Source organism: Streptomyces sp. NPDC030799 (genome assembly GCF_055572255.1).
The window spans coordinates 339,557-358,260 of sequence record NZ_JBVIDS010000006.1 but is presented as its reverse complement, the minus strand read 5'-3'; the positions used below and the strand labels follow the sequence as shown (position 1 = coordinate 358,260).

Below are 18,704 nucleotides of genomic sequence, written 5' to 3'. Positions count from 1 at the left end.
CTGGTTAGAAGACTGGAAGTGTTGCCACGGGCCGGTCCGAAAACCATCTGGACCGAGCTGTGATCGTGAACACCGTGTTGTGCGGCACCGTAGTGCTGGATACTGCGGGCAGCCGCCCCCGGTGACCGGTGCCGGACGCGGTGAGCTGGAGGGGACGGTTCGCGTGAGCGAGATACCAGCGAAGGCCACGGAGTCCGAGGACCCGTCGGACGGCGCGAGGCACCAGGCCGCGGAGGGTGCCGCGGCACCCGGCGACGCCATGTGGCAGAGCAGTCCGCCCGGTTCGATCTACGACTACATCAAGGTCGCGTCCTTCTCCATCGGTCCCGGCGGGCTGGTCGAGCAGTGGAGCCTGCGCGCCGAGCAGCTCTTCGGCATCCCCGCCGCACGCGCCGTCGGCATGGACCCCATAGACGCCTTCATCGACCCCGACCTGCGCGAGCGCGGCCAGCGCAAGATGGCCGAAATCCTCGACGGGCGGGAGTGGACTGGGGTCGTGCCCTTCCGGATGCCGGACAAGCCGGACGGCACGCGCGGCGAGGACGGCCTCGCCGAGGTCTACGTCATGCCCACCCGGACCGGCGAGGGCGACAGGGCCGCCGTCTGCATCGTCGTGGACGTGCGCACCCTGCGCAGCATCGAGACCGATCTCGCCGCCTCGCAGGCGATTTTCGGTCAGTCTCCATTCGGATTCCTGCTGATCGACACCGATCTGAGGGTCCGTCGGGCCAACGAGCGGTTCGCCTCCGTCTTCGGCGGGACACCCGACGACCACCGGGGCAAGGGCGTGCACGACTATCTGCCCCGCGGCGAGGCCGAGCGGGTTTCGGCCACGCTGCGCCGGGTGCTGCAGTCCGGTGAGTCCATCACCGACATGCATGTCACGGGGTACGTCCCCGGCTCCGAGGAACGCCGGCACTGGTCCGTCAACCTCTACCGTGTGCACAGCGGCAGCGGCCGGCCCATCGGCATCGCCTGGCTCGGGACCGACATCACCGCCCGCCGGGCCGCCGCCCGTGAGGCCGCCGCGGCCCGGCGCAACCTCGCCCTCCTCAACGAGGCCGGCGCCCGTATAGGGAACTCGCTCGACCTGGAGACCACGGCCAGGGAACTGCTCGACGTCGTCGTCCCCGGCTTCTGCGACCTCGCCACCGTCGACCTCTACCAGGGGCTGCTCACCGGCGACGAGACCCCGCCCGGCCTCGCCGACGGCAGCGCCGAACTGCGCCGCGTCGCCTTCGCGAGCGCCGTCGCAGGCGTCCCCTTCACCAGCTCCGGTGAGTCCGTCGAGGTCGGCGCGGTCCACCACTTCCCCTTCAACTCTCCCTGCGCGGACGCCCTGCGCACCGCCCGGCCGCAGCGGGTGCCCGCCGAGGAGGGCGGTCTGGTGCAGTCCACGCTGGCCGTACCGATGGTCGCCCACGACACCGTCGTCGGCCTCGCCCAGTTCGCCCGCACCAAGGGCAGCGAGCCGTTCGGCGACCGTGACCGGGAACTGGCGGTGGAGCTGGCCGCGCGCGCCGCCGTCTGCATCGACAACGCGCGCCTGTACCGCCGGGAGCACGAGCGGGCGTTGATACTGCAGCGCTCGCTGCTGCCGCCGGGCGACCCCGAGGCCTCCGGGCTGGACATCGCCTGCCGCTATCTGCCCGGCAACGCGGCCACCGAGGTGGGTGGCGACTGGTTCGACGTGATCGAACTGCCGGGGCACCGCACGGCGTTGGTCGTGGGCGATGTGATGGGGCGGGGCCTGCGGGCGGCGGTCGCCATGGGCGAACTCCGCACCGCCGTACGGACCCTGGCCCTGCTGGACCTCGAACCGGCCGAGGTCCTCTCGGCGTTGGACGAGATCGCCCGGGGACTCGGCACCCCGGGAGGCGTCCAGCAGGCCACCCGCACGGCACGCCAGCCGAGGGACGCCGACCTCTCCGAGGTCTACTTGGCGACCTGCGTGTACGCGGTGTACGACTCCGTCACCAGACGCTGTACGTTCGCCAACGCCGGCCATCTGCCGCCGGTCCTGGTCGAGCCCGGTGAGGCCGCCCTGATGCTGGACGTGCCGCCCGGCATGCCGCTCGGCGTGGGCGGCGAGCCCTTCGAGGAGGTCGAGGTCGAGCTGCCCGAGGGCGCGCTGCTGGCCCTCTACACGGACGGCCTGGTCGAGTCCCGCGACCACCCCCTGGACGAGGGGCTGCAGGCCTTCGTCGGGGCACTCACCGACCCCTCCCGCCCCCTGGAGGACGTCTGCGACCACGTCCTGAGCACCCTCGACACCCACCACGGCGAGGACGACATCGCGCTGCTGATGGCGCGGGTGCAGGGGCTGCCGGCCGACTCCGTCGGCGACTGGACGCTGCCGCGCGAGCCGCGCAGTGTGGGGCGGGCGCGGGAGTACGCCCGGGCACAGCTGGTGAGCTGGGATCTGGAGCCGTTGGTCGACACGGCGGAACTGCTCGTCAGCGAGCTGGTCACCAACGCGCTGCGGTACGGCGAGGGGGACATCAGGCTGCGGCTGCTGCTGGACCGCACACTGGTCTGCGAGGTGTGGGACTCCGGGCTGGTGCAGCCGCGGCGGCGACGGGCCCGGGACACGGACGAGGGGGGCCGGGGATTGCAGCTGGTCGGACTGCTGAGCGCGGCGTGGGGCTCCCGCAGGACGCCGCGCGGCAAGACGGTGTGGTTCGAGTTGCCGTTGCCCGGCGGCGAAACCGGCCTCACCGACCCGGCGGAGGCCCTGCTGAGTCTCTTCTGACCGGGCCGCAGCGGCGCGGCCCGGCCGTGCGGACGTGCTTCCGCTGCCTACGCCCGTGGCAGGAAGCCGTGGCGTCCCCTTGTTTGCGGGCCGCCGTAGCTCGCCGCCGGCCCGCCGTCCTGGTCCTCGGCCAGGAGCACACCGCCCAGGACCGCACCGGACAGGCCCGGCGAGCCACCATCGGCGCCCGGGTACGGATTGCCGTGCGCTCGTACGTCCCGTTCGGCCAGGTTCCGGGACTCGCGGGCGAGGGTGTCGGCCTGGCCGGCGCGGTCCGCGCCCAGCTCCCGTGCCGCCTCCGCGAGGAGAACCCGCGCCTGAGGGCCCACCGCGCCCCGGTGCACCGCGACGAACTCCTCCGCCCCGGCGACGGAACCCCGCGCCACGAGCAGCGCCGCCGCGGCCGGTGCGCCCAAGTGACCGGTGTCCAGCCGCTCCACCGCCCGCGCGATCCGGCGCAGGGCGTCCAGCGGGTCGTACGGGCCCGCCGTGCGCTCCTCCCGTACGGCGGCCAGCACGCCGTCCGCGTGGGCCAGCCGCGCGTGCAGCTCACCAGTGGTCAGCGGCTCCCGTACGCCCCCCTCACGGGCCGCCGCGAGCTCCGCCTCCGCGCCGGTCAGCGCGGCCGGCACCAGCTCCGCCGCCGCCCGCAGCCGCGCCGCGAGCCGCTCCACCCCGGTCACCAGAACCTCGGCCTGTGCCACCGCGCCCTCGGCGGCGCGCAGCTGCCCGGCGGCCCGCCCGCCGTCTCCCGTGTCCGCCGCCTGACGGGCCTCGTTGAGCCGGACGGTGGCGAACACCAGCCGGTCCTTGGCCTGTTCGACATACCCGGTGACCGGCCCGATGGCCGAGGCGGCGTACCGTTCGTGCAGCTCCGCCAGGGTGTCCTGCGCGGTCACCGTGCGCCCCGTCAGCTCCCGGAACCGGCCCTCGGCCGACTCCAGCGCCCCGGCCAGGCCCGGCCCGGCCAGGTCCCGCAGCCCGTCCAGCGCGGGGGCCTCCGCGTCCAGCCGGCGTCCCGCCTCCGCGCACCGGCCGACCACACCGACCAGCGCCTGCCGCCGCGCCGCCGCGTCCTTCGGCACCCCCTGCTCGTACCGCCGCCAGATCGCGCACGCGGCCGTCAGCTCGGTCTCGGCGGCCCGCAGCGCATGGACGAAGGGTTCGGTCTCGGCCTCCCCGAACTGCAGCTGTACGAAGGTGAGTTCCTCACGGCTGGTCCGTACGCAGTCGTCGGCCAGGACCAGCGCCGCGCGAGCCTGGCGCTCGAAGTCGGCCGGGGTGGGGGCGGGCGGGGCGACGGAGACGATCCCGGGGGTCGTACGGGTACGGGCGCGGCGGGTGCGGCGCAGACAGCCGTATCCGGCCAGCCCCAGGGCCGCGACCCCCGCGACGAGGGGCAGGACGAGATCGGCGGCGGACGTCTCGTCCTGCTGCGGCGCGGCGGCACTCGCTACCGTGCCGGCGGGCGCGACGGGAACCGGATCTTGCGCCCCGGCCGTCATCACCGGCAACACCAGCCACCCGGTTCCGACCACGGCACCCAGCACGGCATGCGCCACCCGCACCGATATGTGCGCCGTGGCGCGCCGGGGCCGGCCCCGGATCAGGGAGGACGTCACATTTCGGAGCGTATGGGCAGGTAGGCGCCTTCGCGAGCGGAATGGATACGGGTGGGGGAAGAGAAGGGCAGGGGGCAGAAATGGACACCGCAGGACCACGACCCGCCGCCGTCGGCGGCGAGGGCGCACCGCAGGAGGCCGCGGCGCGCCGCCCCGGACGCCGCCGCGCCCTCCGCTGGACGCTCGCCGTCCTCGCCCTCCTGCTCGTCCCCGTCCTCACCGCCGAAACAGCGCTCCGCATCAACTACACCGGCACGCCGGAACCCGGCACCACCACCCGCCACCAGGACGCCCTGTGGCTGGGCCACGCCTGGGTGGACGGCCGCAGGACCGACCGTGATGTCCAGGCCCTCGCCCGCCACCTGAAGACCACCGGCATCCGAGACCTGTACGTCCACGCAGGCCCCCTGGAGCACGACGGCACCCTCCCCAAGTCGTCGTACGCCAAGGCGCGTTGGCTGACGACGGCCCTGCGCGAAGCGGCTCCCCGCATCCGCGTCCAGGCCTGGCTCGGCGACAAGCTGGCCAGTGAGAGCCCCGACGGGCTGCGTCTGGACCGCCCCGCCACCCGCACCGCGATCCTCGCCTCCACCCGCCAGGTCCTCGCCGCCGGCTTCCAGGGCGCCCACTTCGACCTGGAGCCCCTCCACTCCGGCGACAAGAACTACCTCGCCCTCCTCGACGATCTCCGCGCCCTCACCCGCACCCGCCATGCGCTGCTCTCCGTCGCCGCGCACCAGATCGACCCGCTCCCCGCCTTCCACTCCTTCTGGGGGACGACCACCGGACACCCCAAGTGGTGGTCGCAGTCCTACTTCGGGCAGGTGGCCCGCCGTGTGGACCAGATCGCCGTCATGTCGTACGACACCATGCAGCCGCTGCAGAGCCTGTACGGCGGCTATGTGGCCCAGCAGACGAGCCTCGCCCTGGAGGTCACCCCGGACACCACCGACCTCCTCATGGGCCTGCCCTTCTACCACGAGAACCACATCGGCCACTGGGCCCACGCGGAGACCGTCCCGGCCGCCGTACGCGGCGTCCGCCTGGGCCTGTCCCGCACCGACGCCGACCGCGTCCGTTTCGGCGTCGCCCTGTACGTCGACTTCGCGGCCACGGAGGCGGACTGGCGGGCGTACCGGGAAAACTGGGTCCGCTGAGCGCCTGGCGCGGCCGTCGGCCCTGGTGGGACGATGACCGGCATGCACATGCTCTTGGTGGTGGCGGCGGGGCTGGCCGTGGTGTTCATGGTGGCGTCCGGCGTCGCGGGCATCAGGACCGGCTGGGTGATCCCGATCGGTCGCCACCGGGTCCTGCGGCCGAAGCTGTGGGCGTACGGCCAGCTGATCGGCGCGGTCGGACTGTCCCTCTGGATGTTCCTCGGGATCATCCCCCGCAGGCTGGATGCGCTCCCCCTCATCGGCTGGTTCCTGTTCATGGGGGCACTGGGCCTTCAGATGCTGGCCCAGCGCCCCGGCCGCACGGCGCGGAGCGGCGCTACGAAGACCGCCTCCTGATCTTCGACCCCAGCCACACCAGCGGGTCGTACTTGCGGTCGACGGCCCGCTCCTTCAGGGGGATCAGTGCGTTGTCGGTGATCCTGATGCCCTCGGGGCAGACCTCCGTGCAGCACTTGGTGATGTTGCAGTAGCCGAGGCCGTGTTCGTCCTGGGCCGTGCGTTTGCGGTCCAGGCCCGTCTCGGCGGCCGCGTCCAGCGGGTGCATGTCGAGTTCGGCGATCCGCATCAGGAAGCGCGGGCCCGCGAAGGCGGTCTTGTTCTCCTCGTGGTCGCGGACGACATGGCAGGTGTCCTGGCACAGGAAGCACTCGATGCACTTGCGGAACTCCTGCGAGCGGTCCACGTCCTCCTGCATCATCCGGTACTCGCCCGGCCCCACGCCGGCCGGTGGCACGAACGCCGGGACCTCTCTCGCCTTCTGGTAGTTGAAGCCGACGTCCGTCACCAGATCGCGGATCACCGGGAAGGCGCGCAGGGGAGTCACCGTGATCGTCTCCGCGCGGTCGAAGACCGACATACGGGTCATGCACATCAGCCGCGGGCGGCCGTTGATCTCCGCCGAGCACGAACCGCACTTGCCGGCCTTGCAGTTCCAGCGCACGGCGAGGTCGGGCGCCTGGGTGGCCTGGAGGCGGTGGACGATGTCCAGCACCACCTCGCCGTCGTTGACCTCGACCGTGAAGTCCTGGAGGCCGCCGCCCTGTTCGTCGCCCCGCCACACCTTGAAGCGGGCCTCGTAGCTGCTCACTCGTACAGCTCCTCTTCGGCGAGGTACTTGACCAGCTCCTCCTTCTCGAAGAGGGCGAGCAGGTCCGGGCGGATGGGGTCGGTCGTCTCGCGGGTGAGGCGGATCTGACCGCGACCGGGGTCGGTCGCCGCGAGGCCGCCGGTGGGGTCGGCGAGGGCGCACAGGAGGTTCACGTTGCGCCAGGCGCGGTCCATCGCCGGATGGTCCTCGCGGGTGTGCCCGCCGCGCGACTCGGTGCGTTCCAGGGCGGCCCGTGCCACGCACTCGCTGACCAGCAGCATGTTCCGCAGGTCGAGGGCTAGGTGCCAGCCCGGGTTGAACTGGCGGTGGCCCTCCACGCCGGCCCGGCGGGCCCGTACCCGCAGCTCGGCCAGCTTGCGCAGGGCCTGTTCCATCTCGCTCTCGCGGCGGATGATGCCGACCAGGTCGTTCATGGTCTGCTGGAGTTCCTGGTGCAGGGTGTACGGGTTCTCCGGCGGGCCCGCCTCGCCCTCCCGGTCCGCCTCCGCGGAGAACGGGCGCAGGGCTTCCGCCGCGGCCGTGTTGACCTGGGCGTCGTCCACCGGCGGACGCCGGTGTGCCACCCCCTGCGCGTACTCCGCCGCGTGCCAGCCCGCCCGCCGTCCGAAGACCAGCAGGTCGGAGAGGGAGTTGCCGCCGAGCCGGTTGGAGCCGTGCATACCGCCCGCCACCTCACCGGCCGCGAACAGGCCCGGCACATCCCGCGCCGCCGCCGTGTCCGAGTCGACCGCGATGCCGCCCATCACGTAGTGACAGGTCGGCCCGACCTCCATCGCCTCCGCCGTGATGTCGACGTCCGCCAGCTCCTTGAACTGGTGGTACATGGACGGCAGCCGGCGCCGGATCACCTCGGCGGGCATCCGGGTGGACACGTCCAGGAAGACTCCGCCGTGCGGCGAACCCCGGCCCGCCTTCACCTCGGCGTTGATCGCGCGGGCCACCTCGTCGCGGGGGAGCAGTTCGGGCGGACGCCGGTTGTGGTCCGGGTCCTCGTACCACCGGTCGGCCTCCTCCTCCGACTCGGCGTACTTCTCCTTGAACACGTCCGGGACGTAGTCGAACATGAACCGCTTGCCCTCGGAGTTCCTGAGCACCCCTCCGTCGCCGCGCACCGACTCGGTGACGAGGATGCCCTTCACCGACGGCGGCCAGACCATGCCCGTCGGGTGGAACTGCACGAACTCCATGTTCAGCAGCGGCGCCCCGGCGAGGAGCGCGAGCGCGTGTCCGTCACCCGTGTACTCCCACGAGTTCGACGTCACCTTGAAGGACTTGCCGATGCCACCGGTCGCGATCACCACGGCGGGGGCTTCGAGGACGAAGAAACGGCCGGTCTCGCGGTCGTAGGCGAAGACACCACTCACCCGTGAGCCCGCGGCGGAGCCGCTGTCGGGCACAGTCTTCAGGACCCTCGTGACCGTGCACTCCTGGAAGACCTTCAGCCGCGATTCGTAGTCCCCGGTCTCCTTGAAGTCCTCCTGCTGCAGGGCGACGATCTTCTGCTGGAGGGTGCGGATCAGCTCCAGGCCCGTGCGGTCGCCGACGTGGGCGAGGCGCGGGTACTCGTGGCCGCCGAAGTTGCGCTGCGAGATCCGGCCGTCCTTCGTACGGTCGAACAGCGCGCCCCAGGTCTCCAGCTCCCACACCCGGTCCGGGGCCTCCTGCGCGTGCAGCTCGGCCATCCGCCACTGGTTCAGGAACTTGCCGCCGCGCATCGTGTCGCGGAAGTGGACCTGCCAGTTGTCGTGCTCGTTGGCGTTGGCCATCGCCGCCGCGATGCCGCCCTCGGCCATCACCGTGTGCGCCTTGCCGAACAGCGACTTGCAGATCACCGCCGTGCGGGCGCCCCGCTCGCGCGCCTCGATCGCGGCCCGCAGTCCGGCGCCGCCGGCACCGACCACGACGACGTCCCACTCCTGGCGGTCGACCACGGACATCGGCTCAGTACCTCACTGGTCTCTAGAAGAAGCGGGGATCGGCGAAGACGCCGGACGCGACGAGATAGACGTAGAAGTCGGCGAGCGCCACGCTCAGCAGCGACGCCCACGCCAGCTGCATGTGCCGGGCGTTGAGCCTGCCGACGAACTGCCACGCGCGGTAGCGCACCGGGTGTTTCGAGAAGTGCTTGAGCTTGCCGCCGACGATGTGCCGGCAGGAGTGGCAGGACAGGGTGTACGCCCAGATCAGCACGATGTTGGCCAGGAACACCAGGGTGCCGAGCCCCATGTGGCCCCAGCGGTAGTGCGTGTCCCGGAAGGACAGCACGGTGTCGTAGGTCAGCACGCCGGCGACCAGGATCGCCGCGTAGAAGAAGTACCGGTGGAGGTTCTGCAGGATGAGCGGGAAGCGGGTCTCGCCGGTGTACGTCCGGTGCGGTTCGGCCACCGCGCAGGCGGGCGGGGAGGCCCAGAAGCTGCGGTAGTACGCCTTGCGGTAGTAGTAGCAGGTCAGCCGGAAGCCGAGCGGGAAGATCAGGATGATGATCGCCGGGGAGATGCCCCACCAGCTGCCGAACAGCTGCCAGTTCGGTCCGGCGTGCATGACCTTGCAGCTCTGCGCCAGGCACGGCGAGTAGAAGGGCGAGACGTAGGGCGCCGCGTAGTAGTCCGCGTCGGCGAAGGCCCGCCAGGTCGAGTAGACGACGAAGGCCAGCAGACCGGCCGCGGTGACGGCGGGCGCCAGCCACCAGCGGTCGGTCCGCAGATGCGGGGCGGCGATCGCGGCGCGCGTACCGGTCCGTACGCCGCCGCTGTTCTGTTGGGATTCCGTACCAGTGGCCAAGGCAGGCTCCGGTCGTCGGGGGTCAGGGGGCGCGGCGGTCGCGGGCGCCCAGGCCCTCGTCGTCCGAGTCCGTCCACAGGCTGATGTCGTAGGGCGTGTCGGAGATGGTGACGAGGTCGGGCCGGTGCGGGGCGTCCGGCGCGGCGGTCGCCTCGCGCAGCAGCGCCACGCTCTCACGCAGATGGTCGGCGTCCAGTCGGACCCGGCGCATCTCGAGGCCGCCACTGCCGATCTGGTGCTCCAGGCGTCCCAGCGACCGGTACAGGTCGTCGATGGAGCGCTGGACCGAGGTGATGTCGTCGTGCACGGACATGACTTGCCCTCACTTCCGTGGGTCCGGCGAACCCTGGGCGGCAACGTTCATGCGCCTTGGAGTGTTGCGCGCCGCACCTGCCGATGTGAAGGCATGTGCAGCGATTGGCGGAGGCGTACGGATGCATCTCGGGTGGTGTTGCGCCGCACGGGTGGGGTTACCGCGCGTCGTCGCCGTGTCGCCCGGGGTTGCCGGATCCTTTCCTCTTCAGTGGGCCGCATAGATCTGATCAGCTCCATATACCGCCAAAGGTGATCAGCTCCATATACCGACAAATGTGAGCATAAAGCCCGCGGCTCCCCGGAGGTAGCAGAGATGTCCCACGACGGCGTCGGCGCCCGCTCGCGGCACCCCCAGCGGAGCGTCATGCGTTCGGTCACCTTTCTGACCGCCGGCGTGCTCGCCGTGCCCCTGCTCGCCGGCTGCGGTTCCGACGAGAAGGTCAGCAAGCCGCTCGCCGGGCAGGACATCGTCCCGGTGGCGCGTGAGCTGGTCGCCGACGGCGGCACCCTGAAGTGGGCCGTGGACGCCGTCCCGGAGACTCTGAACACCTTCCAGGCCGACGCCGACGCGGGCACCACCCGTATCGCCCAGGCCGTGCTGCCGTCGATGTTCCGCCTCGACGCCACAGGCCGGCCGGTGGCCAACCCCGCCTACCTGGAGTCGGCCAAGGTCATCGAGACCGAACCGCGCCAGGTCGTGCTGTACAAGCTGAACCAGCAGGCGGTCTGGAGCGACGGCCGGGAGATCGGCGCCGCCGACTTCGTCGCCCAGTGGCGCGCCCTGTCCGGGAAGAACAGCGCCTACTGGACCGCCCGCAACGCCGGCTACGACCGCATCGAGAAGATCGAACGCGGCGCCAACGACCTCCAGGTCCGGGTCACCTTCTCGCGCCCCTACGCCGACTGGAAGTCACTGTTCTCCCCGCTGTACCCGAAGGACGTCATGGGCACCCCGGACGCCTTCAACGAAGGTGCCCGGCGCAAGCTGGCGGTCACCGCCGGCCCCTTCACACTGGAGAAGGTCGACCCCGCGGCGAAGGACGTGGTCCTCACCCGCAACCCGCGCTGGTGGGGCAAGCCCGCCAAGCTGAACGAGATCGTGCTGCACGCCGTGGCCCACGACCAGCGGGCCGTCGCGCTCGCCGACGGCAGCGTGGATCTCGCCGACGTCGACCCCGCCGATGCCGAGCGGATCGGGCTCGCCGCCCGCGGCACCGTGAACCCGCTGCAGGGCTCCGGCAGGACGTCCCTGACGAAGCTGCGCTCCTGGGCGCTCGCGCACGGCTTCGGCTCCGAGCAGGCCAGTGCGGGTGGGACGAAGCTGCGCAAGGCCATCGCCGAGTACCTGGACGAGCAGCAGGCGCTGCACGACGTCGAGGTCCGCAAGTCGCTGGAGCCCGCCTACACCCAGCTCGCCCTCAACGGCTCCGAGGGTCCGCTCGCCGACGAGCGCGTCCGCCGGGCCGTCGCCCGTGCCCTGGACCGCAAGGAACTGGCCAAGCTGGTGCTCACTCCGCTGGGCCTGCCCGCCGTCCCGGTCGGCAGCCACCTCGCCCTGTCCGGGCAGGCCGCCTACGCCGACAGCAGCGACGCGATCGGCGACCAGGACGCCAAGGCGGCGCAGGCGCTGCTCGCCGAGGCCGGCTGGGTGCCGGGCGGCCCGGTCAAGCCGGAGAAGAAGGGCGAGAAGGCGGCCGGCCCCGAGAAGGACCACGGGAAGGCCAAGAAGGAGACGGAGGCCCCGTCCGACGGCGGTGACGACGGCGCGTACATCGTCGGCGAGGACGACAAGAGCGGGGACGGCAAGTCGGGAGGCCGCGACGACGGCGGGGACCGGCACATCTCACAGGAGGGCAAGCGCGGGGGAGTGCCCGGGGCCTACGCCCCCAAGGGCACGGCCGCGCCGGCCGCCGCGCCGGCGGGCCTGCTCGCCAAGGACGGCAAGGCGCTCGCGCTCCGCTTCGTGCTGCCGTCCGGCCCCGGGTCCGAGACGCTGAACTCGGTCGCCGAGCGGATCTCGGCCATGCTGGAGCGGCTCGGGATCCGGACGGTGATCATCAAGGTCTCCGACGAGAGCTACTTCAAGGACCACATCGCCTCCGGCGACTACGACCTCGCGCTGTACTCGTGGCCGTCCTCCGCGTTCCCGGCGACGGACGACCGGCCGGTCTACGCGAAGCCGGTACCTGCGGCGGACGGCTCCTTGAACGTCGAACAGAACTACACGCGCGTGGGGACCGACCAGGTCGACCAGCTCTTCGACCAGGCCGTGGCGACGCTGGACGAGGGTGAGGAGGTCTCCCTGATCCGCAAGGCGGACTCCAGGATCTGGGCCGCGGCGGGCTCGATCCCCCTGTACCAGCGGCCCCAGCTGGTGGGTGCGCGCAAGAACCTGGTCAACGCCGGGGCGTTCGGTTTCCAGACGCCGGTCTACGAGGACATGGGCTTCCTGAAGAAGGGGGCGAAGATCTCCCCCAGCCCCACCAAATGACCTGCTCGGAGATCACCGCGTGGCCCTGAGAAGGCCGACTCACTCGGGGCCACGTACCATGGGGTGAGGCCGTGGCGTGTCCAGCCCGGCAGGGCCCGTGCGACACAGACGTACGCGCAGGGCGATCCTCACCACTCCGGGAGTACGGCAGCTTATGGCCACGCGCCACGACATCCGCAACGTCGCCATCGTCGCTCACGTCGACCACGGCAAGACCACCATCGTCGACGGCATGCTGAAGCAGGCCGGCGCGTTCGCCGCCCACCAGCTCGACTCGGTCGACGACCGCATGATGGACTCGAACGACCTGGAGCGTGAGAAGGGCATCACGATCCTCGCCAAGAACACCGCGGTGAAGTACCACCCGAAGGACGGCGGGGACCCGATCACCATCAACATCATCGACACCCCCGGCCACGCCGACTTCGGTGGCGAGGTCGAGCGCGGTCTGTCGATGGTCGACGGTGTCGTGCTGCTGGTGGACGCCTCCGAGGGCCCGCTGCCGCAGACCCGGTTCGTGCTGCGCAAGGCGCTGCAGCAGCGCCTGCCCGTCATCCTGTGCATCAACAAGACCGACCGCCCGGACTCCCGGATCGACGAGGTCGTCAACGAGACCTACGACCTCTTCCTCGACCTGGACGCCGACGAGGAGCAGATCGAGTTCCCGATCGTCTACGCCTGCGGCCGTGACGGCATCGCCTCGCTGACCAAGCCGGACAACGGCACGGTCCCGGCCGACAGCGACAGCCTGGAGCCGTTCTTCTCCACGATCCTGGAGCACATCCCGGCGCCGACGTACGAGGAGGACGCGCCGCTCCAGGCCCACGTCACCAACCTCGACGCCGACAACTTCCTCGGCCGTATCGCGCTGCTCCGCGTCGAGCAGGGCGAGCTGCGCAAGGGCCAGACGGTCGCCTGGATCAAGCGCGACGGTTCCGTCAGCAACGTCCGCATCTCCGAGCTGATGATGACCGAGGCGCTCACCCGCAAGCCCGCCGAGAAGGCCGGCCCCGGTGACATCTGCGCCGTCGCCGGCATCCCGGACATCATGATCGGCGAGACCCTCGCCGACACCGAGAACCCGGTCCCGCTGCCGCTGATCACGGTCGACGAGCCGGCGATCTCCATGGTCATCGGTACCAACACCTCGCCGCTGGTCGGCCGTGGCGGCACCGGCAAGGGCGCGGACGCGAAGGCGGCCGTGAAGGACCGCAAGGTCACCGCCCGCCAGGTCAAGGACCGCCTGGACCGCGAGCTGATCGGTAACGTCAGCCTCCGTGTCCTGGAGACCGAGCGTCCGGACGCCTGGGAGGTGCAGGGCCGTGGTGAGCTGGCGCTCGCCATCCTGGTCGAGACCATGCGCCGGGAGGGCTACGAGCTGACGGTCGGCAAGCCGCAGGTCGTCACCAAGGAGGTCGACGGCAAGGTCTACGAGCCGGTCGAGCGCATGACGATCGACGTGCCCGAGGAGCACATGGGCGCCGTCACGCAGCTCATGGGTGTCCGCAAGGGCCGCATGGACAACATGTCCAACCACGGCTCGGGCTGGGTGCGCATGGAGTTCGTCGTCCCGTCCCGCGGTCTCATCGGCTTCCGTACCGAGTTCCTGACGCAGACGCGTGGTACCGGTATCGCCCACTCCATCCACGAGGGCCACGAGCCCTGGTTCGGTCCGCTGCAGACGCGGAACAACGGCTCGCTCGTCGCCGACCGCGCCGGTGCCGTCACCGCGTTCGCGATGACGAACCTGCAGGAGCGCGGCGTGCTGTTCGTGGAGCCGGGCACCGAGGTGTACGAGGGCATGATCGTCGGCGAGAACTCTCGTTCCGACGACATGGACGTCAACATCACCAAGGAGAAGAAGCTCACCAACATGCGGTCTTCGACGGCCGACGTGGCCGAGTCGATCGTGCCGCCGCGCAAGCTGTCGCTGGAGCAGTCGCTGGAGTTCTGCCGTGACGACGAGTGCGTCGAGGTGACCCCGGAGGCCGTTCGCATCCGCAAGGTCAACCTCGACCAGCGTGAGCGGGCCCGCGCCGCGAGCCGCGCCAAGCACGGCTGACCCAGGACCGGTTCAAGGACCGGTTGAGCCCGGGTGCCCCCAAGGGTGGGGGCACCCGGGCTTTTTGCAACCCGTTTTCGGGGTCCCTATGTCCGACATGCGGAGATCGTTGCCCGATACCCATGTAACACGTCCGTTTCGTGCCTTCTTCTGTCGAACAGTTTGTCCAGATTTTGGAAGCTTCCGCGGCGATCCGTGACGGAATTGAGATCTACGGGCGGTGGTCGGTGGTCGACCCATGGCAGATAGTTAGCCGCGAAGCGCTCGGGTCAACGGGTCTCGCGCACTGTGGGGACAGTGCGCCGACTCACGAGCACCAGGGGGTCTCTGTCCCTCCGTCAGGGGTGTCGGAGGGACGACGGAAACCCTCTCCTGTTGGTGAACGCGTGGAGTCACTCATACCTTGAAACGGACGAACCGTGACAAGTCCTATCGACATTGAGGGCGGCGGGACTTCGGTCGTCGTCGACGGCGAACCAGGGCCGGAGACGAAGAGCGAATCCGTCAAGCTCGAAGGCCGGTCTCCCGGCCAGCTGATGTGGATGCGCTTCAAGCGCGACCGCACGGGCGTGATCTCGGCCTACGTCGTGGGCTTCTTCTTCCTGATCGGACTGCTCGCCCCGCTCATCGCCAAGCTGTACGGCAAGAACCCGTACACGGTGTACGCGGACGAGCGCCCGGAGCTCTTCGACAGCGCCGGCGTGCCGGTCCAGCCCAACGGCGGTACCAGCGGCGAGTTCTGGTTCGGTCTCGAACCCGGTAACGGCTACGACGTCTTCACCAAGCTGGTCTACGGCATCCGCACCTCCCTGATGATCTCCGTCGCCGTCACTCTCGCCGTGGTGGTGACCGGCATCCTGCTCGGTGTCGCGGCCGGCTATCTCGGCGGCAGGACCGACTACTTCATCGGCCGGGTCATCGACTTCCTGCTCGCCTTCCCGGCCCAGCTGTTCTTCATCGCGAGCATGCCGGTCGTGGTCTCCCTGTTCGTCAGTCCGCGCGACGAGACACCGACCTACGTCCGGGTGGTGGCGCTGATCCTGGTCCAGTGGTTCCTGGGCTGGATGGGCCTCGGCCGGATCCTGCGGGGCACCGCACTCGCCCTGCGCGAGCGGGAGTTCATCGAGGCCGCCAAGGTCAGCGGGGCCTCGCCGTGGCGGATCATCCGCAAGGAGATCCTGCCGAACATCGTCACTCCGCTGCTGGTGCAGTCGACGTATCTGCTGCCCAACTTCGTGACCGCCGAGGCCGGTCTGTCGTACCTGGGTGTCGGCATCGTCGAACCGACGCCGGACTGGGGACAGATGTTCGCCAAGGCGTCCACCGAACTGGTGATGCAGAACGACATCACCTACATGTTCTTCCCCGGCGTCTCGATGATCGTCTTCGTCGTCGCGTTCAACCTGCTCGGGGACTCGGTCAGAGACGCCTTCGATCCCAAGACCGCGCGCTGACCTGGCACCACGTCAATCACACGGGTCGTCACTTTTCACAGATGGGTGGGAATTTTCGTGATGAGTAGGGGCGGACGCCACGCATACGGCGCACTCTCCGTGCTCGCGGCCGGAGCTCTCGTGCTCACCGGTTGCAGCAAGGGCGGCAGCGACAGCAGCGCCGACGGCAAGAAGGACCAGGAGAACGCCAAGCGGCAGCAGGCGTCGATCAAGTTCGGTGGCGCGGCGGACTCCACCGGCCCGGCGGCTCCCGTACCCGGCGCCAAGCCGGGCGGCACCATGGAGGTGCTGCAGCGGGACTCGTACGCACACCTCGACCCGGGCCAGATCTACGTCTCGGACCAGATGTCCGTGGCGCAGCTGCTGCACAGAGGCCTGACCGGCTACAAGGCCACCAGCGACGACGGCAGCAAGCACGAGGTGGTCGGCGACCTCGCCACCGACTCCGGGACCACCACCGACGGCGGCAAGACCTGGAAGTACACGCTCAAGGACGGCATCAAGTTCCAGGACGGCACCCCGATCACGTCCAAGGACATCCGGCACAGCGTCGAGCGGCTCTTCGCGCCGTTCATCAACCAGGGCCCCACCTACCTCCAGCAGTGGATCGCCAACGCCTCCGGCGCCGCCTACCGCAAGCTGCTGCCGGACGGGCCGTACAAGGGCAAGCACCTGCCCGACTCCGTACTGGAGACTCCGGACGAGAAAACCATCGTCTTCCACTTCAAGACCCCGCACCCCGACCTGCCCTACGCACTGGCGATGTCCGGCTACGCGGTGGTCTCCGAGAAGGGCGACACCAAGCAGCGCTACGACAAGGCCCCGGTGGTCTCCGGCCCGTACAAGATCCAGTCGTTCAAGTCCGGCAAGTCCATGGTGCTGGTCAAGAACCCCAACTGGGACCCGAAGACGGACCCGATCCGGCACCAGTACGTGGACCAGTTCCACATCACGTTCAACCAGCAGTACGAGACCTCCACCAAGGCCCTGCTGGCCGACAGCGGCGCCGACCGGACCGGCATCAGCTTCAACAACCAGGTCGACGCGGGCAACCTGTCCCAGGTCCTCAAGGACCCGAAGATGAAGTCCCGTACGGTCTCCGGCTACCAGCCGTACGTGGGCCAGATGAACATCAACATGAGCCACAAGGCCATGCAGGACAAGACGGTCCGCGAGGCCATCGCCTACGCCCTGCCGATCACCCCGTTCCTGCGCGCCTACGGCGGCACCGACGCCATGGAGGTCGCGGGCGGCCTGATCTCCCCGACCGTCTCCGGCTACGACCCCTCCTTCGACCCCTGGGGCAAGAAGAAGAACCCCGCCGGTGACCCGGCCAAGGCCCGTGAGCTGCTGAAGAAGGCCGGCAAGCTCAACATGAAGCTGACCTTCGGCTACATCAACACCCCCGAGGGCCAGCAGTACTCCACGGCCATGGCGGCGGGCCTGAAGAAGGCCGGCTTCGACGTCCAGCGCCAGGAGATCCCCTCCGAGACCTACTACGACCAGGTCTCCAAGCTGAACAACAACTACGACATCTTCCACACCGCGTGGGGCGCCGACTGGCCGTCCGCCTCGACCGTGCTGCCGCCGCTGTACGACGGCCGTGTGATCGCCGACGGCGCGCAGAACTACTCGCAGGTCAACGACCCGAAGATCAACAGCGAGATCGACCGGATCAACAAGATCACGGACCCGGTCAAGTCGGCGGCCGAGTGGGAGAAGCTCGACCAGTACATCGTCAAGGACGTCGTCAACGTCGTCCCGACCGCGTACTACAAGCAGAGCCAGATCGCCGGCTCCAAGGTCGGCGGCCTCGTCTACGACGACGTGATCGGCGGCGTCGACCCGCGTCGCCTCTTCATCAAGTAACCGTCCCCGCCCGGTACCCGGCGCGCTCCCGCCCACGGAGGCGCCGGGTACCGCGGAGGCCGCCGACGTCTGAGAGCTGCCCTGTCATGCTGCGCTTCCTCGTGCGCCGGTTCATCGGTGCAGTCGTCATTCTGTTCCTGCTGAGCATCGTCACGTTCGTGCTGTTCTTCGGGGTGCCCCGGGACCCGGCGCTGATGATGTGCGGCAAGACCTGCAACCCCGACAGCATCGCGAACATCCACCATGTGCTCGGGCTCGACAAACCCATCACCGAGCAGTACGGGATCTTCCTGCACAACCTGTTCCTGGGCAGCAGCCAGTTCGCCCAGGGGCCCTGCCCCGCGCCCTGCTTCGGCTACTCGTACCACACCAACGAGCAGGTCTGGGGCACCCTGATGGACCGGCTGCCCACCACCGTCTCGCTCACCCTGGGCGCGGCCGTGTGCTTCCTGATCGTCGGGCTCGGCACCGGGCTGCTCGCCGCCTGGCGGCGCGGCACGCTGATCGACAAGACGGCCACCGCGGGCGCCATGGTGATCAGCTCGCTGCAGATCTACTTCCTCGGCCCGCTGGCCCTGGCGATCCTCGTCTACCAGACCCACTGGTTCGACAAGCCCGCCTACAACGAGTTCACCCAGGACCCGGTCTCCTGGTTCACCGGCCTGATCATCCCGTGGGTGATCCTCTCCACCATCTTCGCCGCGCAGTACACCCGTATGGCGCGGTCCTCGATGATCGAACAGCTCCAGGAGGAACACGTCCGCACCGCCCGGGCCAAGGGCATGTCCCGCGGATACGTGTTCTTCCGCTACGCCTGGCGCGGCTCGCTGATCCCGATCGTCACCATCTTCGGCATCGACCTCGGCTCGCTGTTCGGCGGCGCCATCATCACCGAGTACACCTTCGGCCTGCCGGGGCTCGGCAACCTCGCCGTCCAGTCCGTGTTCTTCAGCGACCTGCCGCTGCTGCTCGGCGTGATGCTCTTCTCCGCCAGCATGATCCTGCTGTTCAACATCATCGTCGACGCCGCCTACGCCTTCATCGACCCGCGCGTACGGCTGTCCTAGGAGCA

13 protein-coding genes are annotated in these 18,704 nt (G+C 69.8%); 8 read left to right on the top strand and 5 right to left on the bottom strand.

Features of this window, described 5'->3' with window-relative positions:
* The first annotated feature begins 163 nt into the window (after positions 1-163).
* Entirely contained in the window at positions 164-2,752 is a 2,589-nt protein-coding gene (locus ACZ41I_RS17765; RefSeq protein ID WP_399764191.1) for a SpoIIE family protein phosphatase, read from the top strand.
* A 47-nt stretch (positions 2,753-2,799) separates the two neighbouring features.
* On the opposite strand, the gene ACZ41I_RS17760 is transcribed toward ACZ41I_RS17765, so the two are convergent.
* The gene (locus ACZ41I_RS17760; protein ID WP_468514523.1) at positions 2,800-4,374 is read right to left on the bottom strand and encodes a hypothetical protein; all 1,575 of its coding nucleotides are present in this window, start codon (positions 4,372-4,374) and stop codon (positions 2,800-2,802) included.
* Positions 4,375-4,454: 80 nt separating this feature from the next.
* Between ACZ41I_RS17760 and ACZ41I_RS17755 the strand changes: the two genes are divergently transcribed.
* Together ACZ41I_RS17755 and ACZ41I_RS17750 are read left to right on the top strand one after the other, a co-directional pair.
* Positions 4,455-5,531 (top strand): hypothetical protein, encoded by a 1,077-nt coding sequence (locus ACZ41I_RS17755; protein WP_399764197.1) that lies wholly within the window; start codon positions 4,455-4,457, stop codon positions 5,529-5,531.
* 42 nt (positions 5,532-5,573) lie between these two features.
* Positions 5,574-5,888 (top strand): hypothetical protein, encoded by a 315-nt coding sequence (locus tag ACZ41I_RS17750; RefSeq protein ID WP_363217371.1) that lies wholly within the window; start codon positions 5,574-5,576, stop codon positions 5,886-5,888.
* On the opposite strand, the gene ACZ41I_RS17745 is transcribed toward ACZ41I_RS17750, so the two are convergent.
* The 4 genes from ACZ41I_RS17745 to ACZ41I_RS17730 are packed head-to-tail and all read right to left on the bottom strand — an operon-like array spanning position 5,869 to position 9,754.
* A complete protein-coding gene (locus ACZ41I_RS17745; RefSeq protein WP_363217372.1) occupies positions 5,869-6,639 on the bottom strand; it encodes a succinate dehydrogenase/fumarate reductase iron-sulfur subunit in 771 nt (256 codons plus the stop codon). The two genes, ACZ41I_RS17750 and ACZ41I_RS17745, sit on opposite strands and share 20 nt — an antisense overlap.
* A complete protein-coding gene (locus ACZ41I_RS17740) occupies positions 6,636-8,597 on the bottom strand; it encodes a fumarate reductase/succinate dehydrogenase flavoprotein subunit (protein WP_468319438.1) in 1,962 nt (653 codons plus the stop codon). The genes ACZ41I_RS17745 and ACZ41I_RS17740 overlap by 4 nt, the downstream gene beginning before the upstream one ends.
* Before the next feature lie 22 nt (positions 8,598-8,619).
* Positions 8,620-9,441, bottom strand: a complete 822-nt coding sequence (locus tag ACZ41I_RS17735) for a hypothetical protein (protein WP_363217375.1) — start codon at positions 9,439-9,441, stop codon at positions 8,620-8,622.
* Positions 9,442-9,463: 22 nt separating this feature from the next.
* A complete protein-coding gene (locus ACZ41I_RS17730; RefSeq protein WP_363217376.1) occupies positions 9,464-9,754 on the bottom strand; it encodes a hypothetical protein in 291 nt (96 codons plus the stop codon).
* Between the two features lie 315 nt (positions 9,755-10,069).
* Between ACZ41I_RS17730 and ACZ41I_RS17725 the strand changes: the two genes are divergently transcribed.
* From ACZ41I_RS17725 to ACZ41I_RS17705, 5 genes are all read left to right on the top strand, one after another.
* A complete protein-coding gene (locus tag ACZ41I_RS17725; protein WP_399764204.1) occupies positions 10,070-12,247 on the top strand; it encodes an ABC transporter family substrate-binding protein in 2,178 nt (725 codons plus the stop codon).
* Positions 12,248-12,401: 154 nt separating this feature from the next.
* On the top strand, positions 12,402-14,309 hold the full coding sequence (typA, locus tag ACZ41I_RS17720; RefSeq protein WP_399764207.1) for a translational GTPase TypA: 1,908 nt from the start codon (positions 12,402-12,404) through the stop codon (positions 14,307-14,309).
* A 419-nt stretch (positions 14,310-14,728) separates the two neighbouring features.
* Positions 14,729-15,763 carry an ABC transporter permease gene (locus ACZ41I_RS17715; protein WP_468514522.1) on the top strand — a complete coding sequence of 345 codons (1,035 nt, stop codon included), beginning with the start codon at positions 14,729-14,731 and terminating at the stop codon, positions 15,761-15,763.
* Between the two features lie 60 nt (positions 15,764-15,823).
* Entirely contained in the window at positions 15,824-17,632 is a 1,809-nt protein-coding gene (locus ACZ41I_RS17710; protein WP_468514521.1) for an ABC transporter substrate-binding protein, read from the top strand.
* An 86-nt stretch (positions 17,633-17,718) separates the two neighbouring features.
* Positions 17,719-18,699, top strand: a complete 981-nt coding sequence (locus ACZ41I_RS17705) for an ABC transporter permease (protein ID WP_399764212.1) — start codon at positions 17,719-17,721, stop codon at positions 18,697-18,699.
* The last annotated feature ends 5 nt before the right edge of the window (positions 18,700-18,704 follow it).